8 protein-coding genes and 1 pseudogene are annotated in these 8,855 nt (G+C 62.2%); 5 read left to right on the top strand and 4 right to left on the bottom strand.

What is annotated here, in order from left to right:
* Positions 1-311 precede the first annotated feature (311 nt).
* Complete coding sequence (gene pdxH, locus PHD22_RS08660) at positions 312-956, bottom strand: pyridoxamine 5'-phosphate oxidase (RefSeq protein WP_299865122.1); 645 nt, start codon at positions 954-956, stop codon at positions 312-314.
* A 239-nt stretch (positions 957-1,195) separates the two neighbouring features.
* On the opposite strand from pdxH, the gene PHD22_RS08655 reads away from it, so the two are divergent.
* From PHD22_RS08655 to PHD22_RS08640, 5 genes and pseudogenes are all read left to right on the top strand, one after another.
* Entirely contained in the window at positions 1,196-1,600 is a 405-nt protein-coding gene (locus PHD22_RS08655; RefSeq protein ID WP_299865119.1) for a PA2779 family protein, read from the top strand.
* Positions 1,601-1,609: 9 nt separating this feature from the next.
* Complete coding sequence (locus tag PHD22_RS08650; RefSeq protein WP_299865117.1) at positions 1,610-2,551, top strand: PA2778 family cysteine peptidase; 942 nt, start codon at positions 1,610-1,612, stop codon at positions 2,549-2,551.
* Positions 2,454-2,834 (top strand): annotated as a pseudogene (locus tag PHD22_RS16915) (putative RNA methyltransferase); the annotation flags it as partial. The gene PHD22_RS08650 and the pseudogene PHD22_RS16915, both read left to right, overlap by 98 nt.
* Positions 2,835-2,867: 33 nt before the next feature.
* Positions 2,868-3,542, top strand: coding sequence for a methyltransferase domain-containing protein (locus PHD22_RS08645; protein ID WP_366520707.1), 675 nt, complete (start codon positions 2,868-2,870; stop codon positions 3,540-3,542).
* Positions 3,543-3,587: 45 nt separating this feature from the next.
* Positions 3,588-5,735, top strand: a complete 2,148-nt coding sequence (locus tag PHD22_RS08640) for a transglycosylase domain-containing protein (protein ID WP_299865113.1) — start codon at positions 3,588-3,590, stop codon at positions 5,733-5,735.
* 83 nt (positions 5,736-5,818) lie between these two features.
* On the opposite strand, the gene PHD22_RS16910 is transcribed toward PHD22_RS08640, so the two are convergent.
* Genes PHD22_RS16910 through PHD22_RS08620 form a run of 3 tightly spaced genes read right to left on the bottom strand, consistent with a single transcriptional unit; the run spans position 5,819 to position 8,851 of the window.
* Positions 5,819-7,138, bottom strand: a complete 1,320-nt coding sequence (locus PHD22_RS16910; RefSeq protein ID WP_366520706.1) for an ATP-binding cassette domain-containing protein — start codon at positions 7,136-7,138, stop codon at positions 5,819-5,821.
* 14 nt (positions 7,139-7,152) lie between these two features.
* A complete protein-coding gene (locus tag PHD22_RS08625) occupies positions 7,153-7,914 on the bottom strand; it encodes an ABC transporter ATP-binding protein (RefSeq protein ID WP_299865110.1) in 762 nt (253 codons plus the stop codon).
* A gap of 4 nt (positions 7,915-7,918) precedes the next feature.
* Positions 7,919-8,851 (bottom strand): branched-chain amino acid ABC transporter permease, encoded by a 933-nt coding sequence (locus PHD22_RS08620; RefSeq protein ID WP_299865109.1) that lies wholly within the window; start codon positions 8,849-8,851, stop codon positions 7,919-7,921.
* Between the last annotated feature and the right edge of the window lie 4 nt (positions 8,852-8,855).

The following is an 8,855-nucleotide window of genomic DNA, read 5'->3' as shown; positions in this document are numbered from 1 at the left end:
GGGAACAGGGGCTCAAAATCTTCCAGAAACTGAAAGCCATTGCACCGGAAACTGGAAGATCAGGCAAGGGCTCAACCGCGCGCAGGCCGCGTGGGGAAAGGCTCCGAGGGGTTCTTCAGGGCCGACTCAATATGATGGGACACGGCCGATCCCGCCGCCACGGCATCCCCACGACGGATCGATTCCCACAGCGCACGGTGCTGGGAACGAAGATGCTCCCTGCCCTCTGCACGGCACACAAACTGCTCCAAGTTCTGCCCAATCTGATCGTCACGCCCCCCCACCCGCCTCATCCGCATCCAGCCAAAGCCTCAAGGAGATAGACGGCTTTGTTGCCACTCACCATCCCTCAGGCGATAGGCGAGTCTGTCATGAAGACGTGATGCACGACCTTGCCAGAACTCCCAGTAATCGGGGGTCAGGCGGTAGCCCCCCCAATGGGGAGGCCGGGGAGGATTGAGACCAAATTTCAGGCCATATTCTGCTGCTCTGGCCACAACGATGGCTCGGTTTGATATCTCTTCGCTTTGCCGGGAAGCCCAGGCTCCGATGCGATGACTAAGTGGGCGGCTGGCAAAGTAGGCATCAGATTCTTCCGGCTTGATCTTTTCAACCCTTCCTTCAATACGAACAACCCGTTCGAGTTCCACCCAGTGGAATTGCAACGCAGCAAAGGGATTCTGTTCCAACTCATGTCCCTTGCGGCTGGCGTAGTTGGTGAACCAGACAATACCCTGCTCGTCGTAGCCCTTGATCAATACTACCCGGCTCGATGGGCGACCATTCTGGCCAACGGTTGCGACCGTCATTGCGTTGGGTTCGGGAAGGTTTTTGTCTAGCGCCTCCCTCAGCCATAAACTGAACTGAAGAAGTGGGCTATTCAAGGCTTCACCATCATTGAGGCTGCCCTTGTCGTAGGTTTTACGCAGATCGGCAAGATTCGGAGAGTCGGTCATCGTAGTCCTGGTGAAGATGAACTGTTTGCAGTAATCGCCCCATTGGACTTATGAAACCACTGTCGGGTTTCCTGGGATGCCATGAGGTGGGTGGAGGCGGGTGATCTTTCGGTCTCACAGGATGGCAAGGGCTTACGCTTTGTCACAGTATCCGCATGGAGTCCAGGAGCCTGAGCTGGCACCATCTCATTCCGTGCGTGTGGTGGGTGTACACCACAATTTTAATCAGGGGAACCCACATGAAATTCATAAAAAAATCACTTGCAGCCCTGTTGATCGTCAGCACGACCCACGTGGGTTTTATCCAGACCGCCCAGGCCACCATGATCGGAACCGAGGAGGTCGCGCGGGTGGCTCAGGACGAGGCTCGCCGGACTGGGGATGAGGCTCGGGCCCGTCTTCAGGATCTGTTCACTCGCGCCGATGTTCAGGCCCGTCTTCAGGATCTGGGAGTGGAGGCTGCGGATGCTCGTGATCGGGTTGCGGCACTGACGGACGAAGATGCCACCCGTCTGGCCGAACAGATCGACAAGGCACCGGCCGGTGGCATCATTGGAGCAATCCTGTTGGTGTTCTTCGTGCTTTTGTTTACGGATATCCTTGGGTTCACCAAGGTTTTTCCCTTCACGCGCTCCATTCGCTGAGGCGGCTGGGTGCAACGCATTCGCCGCCGCCTGATCGCAGCAGGCGTCGGGCTGGTGGGTTCAGGACTTGTCGGATGTTCAGCTGAGACGGCCCTGCTGCGTCGCGTACGTCCACCTGGCCTGCCACGGCAGGTCGAACTGGATGACACGCCTTTTTACCCCCAGGATGACTATCAATGCGGACCGGCGGCACTGGCGATGGTTCTGGGGAGGATCGGTTTAACGGTGACTCCCGAGCAACTGGCGAGCCAGGTTTTCTTACCTGGCCGGCAGGGTTCGTTGCAAATCGAGATGCTGTCGGGGGCACGGCGTAACGCGGCTTTGGCGATTGAGATTCCCAGTACTCTCGAAGCCCTGATGCGTGAGACGGCGGCAGGTCATCCCGTGGTGGTGCTGCTCAATCTGGGTTTGTCATGGGCCCCGTCCTGGCATTACGCGGTAGTGATCGGATATGACCTGGACGAAGAGGTATTTTTGCTTCGCTCCGGGCCGATGAAGCGTCAGGCTTTGCCTTTCCGGACGTTTGAGCTGACCTGGAACCGGGCTGGTCGCTGGGCTTTTGTTGCCTTACCCGCCGGCCAGTTGGCGGTTACGGTGGATGAGGGCGGGACAACCCACGCCCTCGTGGCTTTCGAGAAGGCCGCTGCTCCGGAGTACGCGGCCATGGCCTACCGCAGTGCTCTGGTTCGCTGGCCCGGCAGCCTGACCCTGCAGATGGGGCTGGGTAACAGTCTTTACAGGCTTCGTGACCTGCATGGCGCGGAGAAGGCTTTTCGGATGGCAGCCCATTCCCACGATGCGGCGGTGGCGTGGAACAATCTCGCAAACGTGCTCCTGGAGCTCGGGCATCCGGATGAGGCTTCTCGGGCAGCAGAGAAGGCCGTTAGCCTCGGTGGCCCGACCGAAAGGGCCGCTCGGGAAACTCTTGGGCGGCTCAGGGCCCGGCAATGACGGCGACTCCCCTCTGCGCCTCCCTCGGAACGGGGGGCGCAGCATGGGCACCATCTCGTCCGGGCCGGATGGGCTTGAGGGGGTCCGTCGCGTTACCATCCGCTTTTGTCTGCCTGGCTCCTTTGCCACGAGTGACCGGATGCCCATCACCCCTTTTGATGCTTTGGCCTGTCCGCTGGACGGGAATCTCCTGACGTGTAGTGGGAACAGCTGGCGCTGTCCGTCAGGTCATACCTATGACATTTCCGCGCAGGGGTACACCCATTTGCTACCGGTCCAGAACAAGCGTTCAAAGGATCCGGGAGACAGCAGGGAGATGGTCGCAGCCCGTCGCCGCTATCTGGAAGCCGGACCTTATCAGGTGATTGCTGATGCAGTGGCGAGGGCAGTGCTCGCAGAGCTCCCGATCCGAGGTGCCACCTGCCTGGATGCGGGTTGTGGCGAGGGTTATTACCTGCGCCAGTTGGCCAATGCGGCGGGAGAAACGCACGCCCTCGCGGTGCTTGGTCTCGATATCTCCAAGTGGGCGGTCCTGGCCGCAGCCAAGGCCGACCGGCGGATGGGCTGGGTGGTGGGCTCCAACGCCAATCTGCCGGTCCTGCCAGTCAGCGTGGATCGGCTCCTGTGCATGTTCGGATTTCCGGTCTATGGCGAGTTTGCCCGGGTGCTCCGTCCAGGCGGACGGTTGATTCAGGTGGACCCGGGCCCCGATCATCTCCGGGAGTTGCGGGAAATCATCTATCCGATCCTGAAACCTGCCCGGACCCTTGAACCCTCCGTACCGGCGGGCTTCGCCCTGCTGGGGGCGGAGAGTCTGCGCTACGGGATCGCCCTGGAGGCACCGGAGCAGATTGCCGACCTGCTGGTCATGACGCCTCACCTGTACAAGGCCAGTCCGGAGGGACGTGCCCGCGCCGCCGGGCTGACCCGTCTGGCACTGACAGTGGAGGTGCGGCTGAGCGTCCTGGAGCGGCTGCCGACAGCTACTTGAAGAGTTGATACTCTCCGGACTTTCCTCTCCTTTTCCGCCGCCGTCTTGAGCCTTGCCGAACTTCGCCTGAAAGCGGCTCTCCTGCTGGAGGGGCTGCACCATCCCACCCGCCGCGGGGTCCTCCGGGCTCTCGGTGTGGTGCCCCTGCTGCTGGTGGGCTACACCTTGCTGCTGATTCCGTTCACCCCGGGCATCAGTGATATCCGCAAGGCACGTCAGGAGCAGCCCGCCCGGGTGCTGTCGGCTGATGGCCGGGAGCTGGCAAGCTACAAGTGGGCTAACCGGGAGTGGGTCCGCCTGGAGCAGATATCGCCGAAGGTGAAGGAGGCCCTCATCGCCACCGAGGATCATCGCTTCCATGAACACCATGGCATCGATTTCTATCGCCTGGGGGGGGCGCTCCTGCGCACCTTCTCCGGGAACCGGCAGGGCGGCTCCACGCTGACCCAGCAACTGGCCCGCAACCTGTTTCCGGACGAGATTGGCCGGGCCCCCACCCTGACCCGCAAGCTCAAGGAGGCCATCACAGCCCTCAAGATCGAGCTGGTGTACTCGAAGGAGATGATTCTCGAGACCTACCTGAATACGGTCCCCTTCCTGTACAACGCTTGGGGAATCGAGATGGCGGCCCGGACCTATTTCGACAAGCCGGCCCGGCAGCTGGACGTGCTTGAGGCCGCCACGCTGGTGGGCATGCTGAAGGGTAACAGCTACTACAATCCGGTGCTCAACCCGGAGCGGGCAGTCGCACGCCGCAACATTGTGCTGGCCCAGATGGTGAAGCGCGGCGTGCTGGAGGAGTCGCGCCTCGCGGGCCTGCAGCGCAAACCGCTGCGGATCGATTTCGAGCGACAGCTGGATTCTCCAGGGCCTGCTCCGCACTTTGCCCAGCAGTTGCGCAAGTGGCTGATTGCGTGGGCTGACGCCCACGACTACAACATTTATACCGATGGGCTGGTGGTCCATACCACCCTCGACAGCCGGCTCCAGGCCCAGGCCGTGCGCGCGGTGGAGCGCCGGGGGCGCCTGCTGCAGGGCCTAGCGGACCAGGCCTGGAGTGGGCGGAGAGGATGGGAAGGTAGTCCGGAGCTGGTGAATGCCTTTATCCGGGAGTCCAGGGAATATCGGGCAGCCTTGACCCGGGGAGAGGAGGCCGGAGCCACCCTCACTCGCCTGCGCTCGGACCGGGTCTTCCTGGATGCGCTCCGCAAGGACAAGACTCGGGTCCAGCTGGGTTTTCTGGCCCTGGATCCCCGTAATGGCCAGGTGCGCGCCTGGGTTGGAAGCCGGGACTTCACCCTCGACCCCTTCGATCACGTGGCCCAGGCCCGCCGCCAGCCAGGTTCAACCTTCAAGCCCTTCGTCTATGGAGCCGCCTTTGATCAGGGCTGGCGTCCTGCAGACAGCATGCTCGATCAGCCCGTGGAGATCCAGTTGCGCAATGGCGAGGTCTGGCGCCCGGAGGATCCCTTGCCGCCCAGCGGCCAGCCGGTGAGCCTGAAGGACGGATTGGTATATTCCCGTAACCGGGTCACTGCGCAGCTCATGCAGGAGGTGGGCCCGGCCCGGGTGGCCCGCCTGGCCAGAAAGCTGGGGGTGCGCCAGAGCCCTCTGGAGGAAGTTCCGTCCCTGGCGCTGGGGACCAGTCCCGTAACCCTGAAAGAAATGGTGGTGGCCTATGGCAGCCTGGCCAACGGCGGCGCTTATCTCGAGCCGGTGCTGGTTACCCGGATTGAGGATCGGGAAGGTCGCGTGCTGGAAGCCTTTGCCCCTGCCGATCCGGAGGAGGCCCTGGCGCCAGAAACCGCTTACACCTTGGTGGATGTGATGCGCGGAGTGGTGGACCGGGGGACCGGTGTAGCCATCCGCCAGCAGTTTGGGCTGCGCGCGGATCTGGCGGGAAAGACCGGCACCACCCAGGACAACACGGACGGCTGGTTCATCCTGATGCATCCGCAACTGGTGGGCGGCGCCTGGGTCGGCTTCAATGATGCCCGCATTAGCTTGCGCAGCGATTACTGGGGGCAGGGGGCTCGCAGTGCCCTGCCAGTGGTGGGGGACGTGTTCCATTACGCCCTGACGAACCGCCTTGTCGATTCCAAGGTTCGCTTCGTCTCGAGGATCAAGCCGGGTTGGCTGGAACGGGGATGGAACTGGCTGCAGGCTCGGGTGGGCCTGTCTGGACCCAGATGAGCGGGCCGGTGAGTCCTGTTCTACGGGTGTAGGTCAGGACTCATCCGGCCATCAGGTCCCGCTTCCGGATCGTTCGGTTGGGCTCACATGCCCAGGTAGGCAGCGCGGACTTGTTCGTCCGCTATCAATTCCCGACCACTGCCTGTGAGGGTGATGTTGCCGGTTTCCAGCACATAGCCCCGGTCGGCGATGGCCAGGGCGGAAAAGGCGTTCTGCTCGGCCAGGATGATGGTCATGCCCTGGGTCTTGAGGGTCTTCACCACATTGAAGACTTCTTCCACCAGCAGGGGGGCCAGGCCCATGGAGGGCTCATCCAGCAGCAGCAGCTTGGGGCGACCCATCAGTGCGCGGCCGATGGCCAGCATCTGCTGTTGTCCGCCGGACAGAGTCCCTGCTGGCAGCTTCCGCTTTTCCTTGAGGATCGGGAACATGGTGTAGATTTTTTCCAGATCGCCCTCCACCTGGCCTTTAGGTTGGGTATAGGCTCCCAGGCGCAGGTTATCCTCGATGGAGAGGGGCCCGAAGACCTGCCGTCCCTCCGGTGACTGGCAGATTCCCCGACGCATGCGCATGTCGCTGCGCACCTTGGAGATATCTTCTCCGTCGAAGGTGATGCTGCCTGCACTCATGGGCTGTACGCCTGACAGGGTACGCAGGAATGTGGTTTTGCCGGCACCATTGGCGCCCACCAGGGCCACCGTTTCACCTCGCCGCACTTCCAGGCTGATGCCCTTGAGGGCCTTGATCCTGCCGTAGCAGCTCTCCAGGTGATCCACCTTCAGCAGAAGGTCGGCAGCCGGGAGGGCGGCCGTGGCCGACTGCAGTTCTCCGGCACTGCTGGCGCCCAGACCCACGGATACCGGGGCGAGGTTGGCCACCTTGTGGTAGAGCTCCCGGTACTCGGCCCGGGCGGCCTTGCCGAACAGGGGGTCGTCGTTGTCGAGGAAGGCCTTGTCGATCTCCGCCCAGTCCTCGGCGGTGAGGACCTGACTGGCCAGCGGATAAATATCCTTTTCCTCGGCCTTGATGTGGGCTTTCTGGTCGTCCAGGTACAGGCGCAGGGCTTCAATCAGTTCTCCCACACTACTCCTGCCGGCCACCGTTTCGGCCAGCTGCTGGCGCAGTGCCGCCAGATTGTGGGGTGCATTGCGGTGCTCGGCTTGCAGGCGATCGAGCAGAGCACCGGCATCGGGGCTGCGCTGGCGCAGCAGGCGGAACAGGTAGTCGTCCTCTTTCCGGTGGTGGCAGCCGTCCATGAAGTGTTCGAAGTAATCGAGCACGGAGCCCAGGAAGGCGGGATCAGCCTTCTGGTTCCGTTCCATCTCGCCGATGACCTGGTCGAGGGTGACGGCGATCCGCCACAGGTTGCGGTGCTCGTCCTTGATGATGCGGAGTGCTTCCATGTTGTCTCCTCGGCTCAGGCGTGACCGCCCAGGTAGGCTGCGATCACGTCCGGATTGCGGCGGACTTCTTCGCCGGTGCCTTCGGCCAGCTTCTTGCCATAGTCGAGCACCAGGATGCGATCGGACAGGTTCATGACCATCTTCATGTCGTGCTCCACGAGCACCACGGTGATGCCGGAGTCCGCGACCTTGCGAACCAGTTCATCCACCTCAATGGTTTCCTTGGGATTCAGGCCCGCTGCGGGTTCGTCCAGAAAGATCAGGCGCGGTTTCATGGCCAGCGCGCGAGCAATTTCCAGACGCTTGAGGGCTCCGTAGGGCATGGCGTCGGCGCGGCTGTCTGCAAATTTGTCCAGACCTACGAAACGCATCAACTCCAGGGCTTCGGCACGCAGCTCGGCGTCGCGGCGGGTGATGCTCGGGAAGCGCAGGGCGGCCTTGAGCAGATTGCGATCGAGTCGCAGGTGGGCACCCACCATCACGTTCTCTATGGCACTCATGTTCATGCAGATCTGCAGATTCTGAAATGTGCGCGCCACACCCCGTCGGGCCAGCTCGTCCGGCGACTTGCCGCCGATGGATTCGCCGTCCAGGCGGATCTCACCATGGGTGGGCTTGTAGACTCCGGTGATGAGGTTGAAGAGGGTCGTCTTGCCGGCGCCGTTGGGGCCGATCACTGCATAGACGATGCCTGCGTCGATGCTGAAGCTCACATCCTGTACGGCCTTCACGCCGCCGAAGTGGATGGAGAGGTTGGTGACGTCGAGGAGTGCCATAGTGTTATTCCCCTTTACCGAACTTGGCCGCCAGTGTCGGCACGAGGCCCTTGGGCAGGAAGATCATGCAGACCATCAGGATGACGCCGAACACAACAGTCTCCCAGCCTTCAAAGGTGGCCAGGGCCTGGGGCAGGGCAGTGAGGAGCACGGCGCCGATCAGGGAGCCGTACACCGAGGCCATGCCGCCGATCACTACCATGGTCATCAGCTCGATGGAGTGGAAGAAGTCCGCCAGGTTGGGCGTGACGAACCCTACGTAATGGGCAGTGACACTCCCCATCAGACTGGCAAAGACCGCGGACATCACGAAGATCGCCACCTTGTAGCGGACCACGTCCACACCCACCACCTTCGAGGCCACTTCAGAGCCATGCAGAGCGCGCAGGGCACGGCCGAAGGGGGAGTCGATCAGGTTGAGAGAGGCCCACACACTGAAGACCAGTACCGCTGCCACTACCCAGTACCAGTCCTTGTCGCTAGACAGGCTGATCCCGAACAGTTCGAACACCGGCACGGGCATCCCGTCGGGGCCGCCAGTGTAGGTGGCCTCGTTGCGCAGGGCGATGTTGATGATGATGCCCAGGCCAAGAGTGGCCATGGCCAGATAGTTGCCCTTCAGCTTGAAAATCGGACGGGCCACGATGGCGGCCAGCAGACCGGTGGCAACAGCACCAGCAAGCATGGCTACTACCGGATGCCAGCCGAAATGGGTGGGCAGTACGGCCGAAGCGTAGGCCCCAATCCCGAGAAAGCCCGCGTGACCCAGGCTGATCTGGCCGGCAAAGCCGATCAGGAGGTTCAGGCCGAGAACGATGATGGCATTGATGGCCATCCGGATCGCCAGGTCCACGTAGAAGCTGTTGGGCAGCACGAAGGGCAGTATGGCAAGTACGGCAATCACGATGTACAGGCCGAAGTAGGCACGTTTCTGCATGGTC

The sequence above is a fragment of the Zoogloea sp. genome, assembly GCF_028693495.1.
In the GTDB taxonomy this organism is placed as follows: domain Bacteria; phylum Pseudomonadota; class Gammaproteobacteria; order Burkholderiales; family Rhodocyclaceae; genus Zoogloea.
This window is presented reverse-complemented; position numbering and strand designations above follow the sequence as displayed.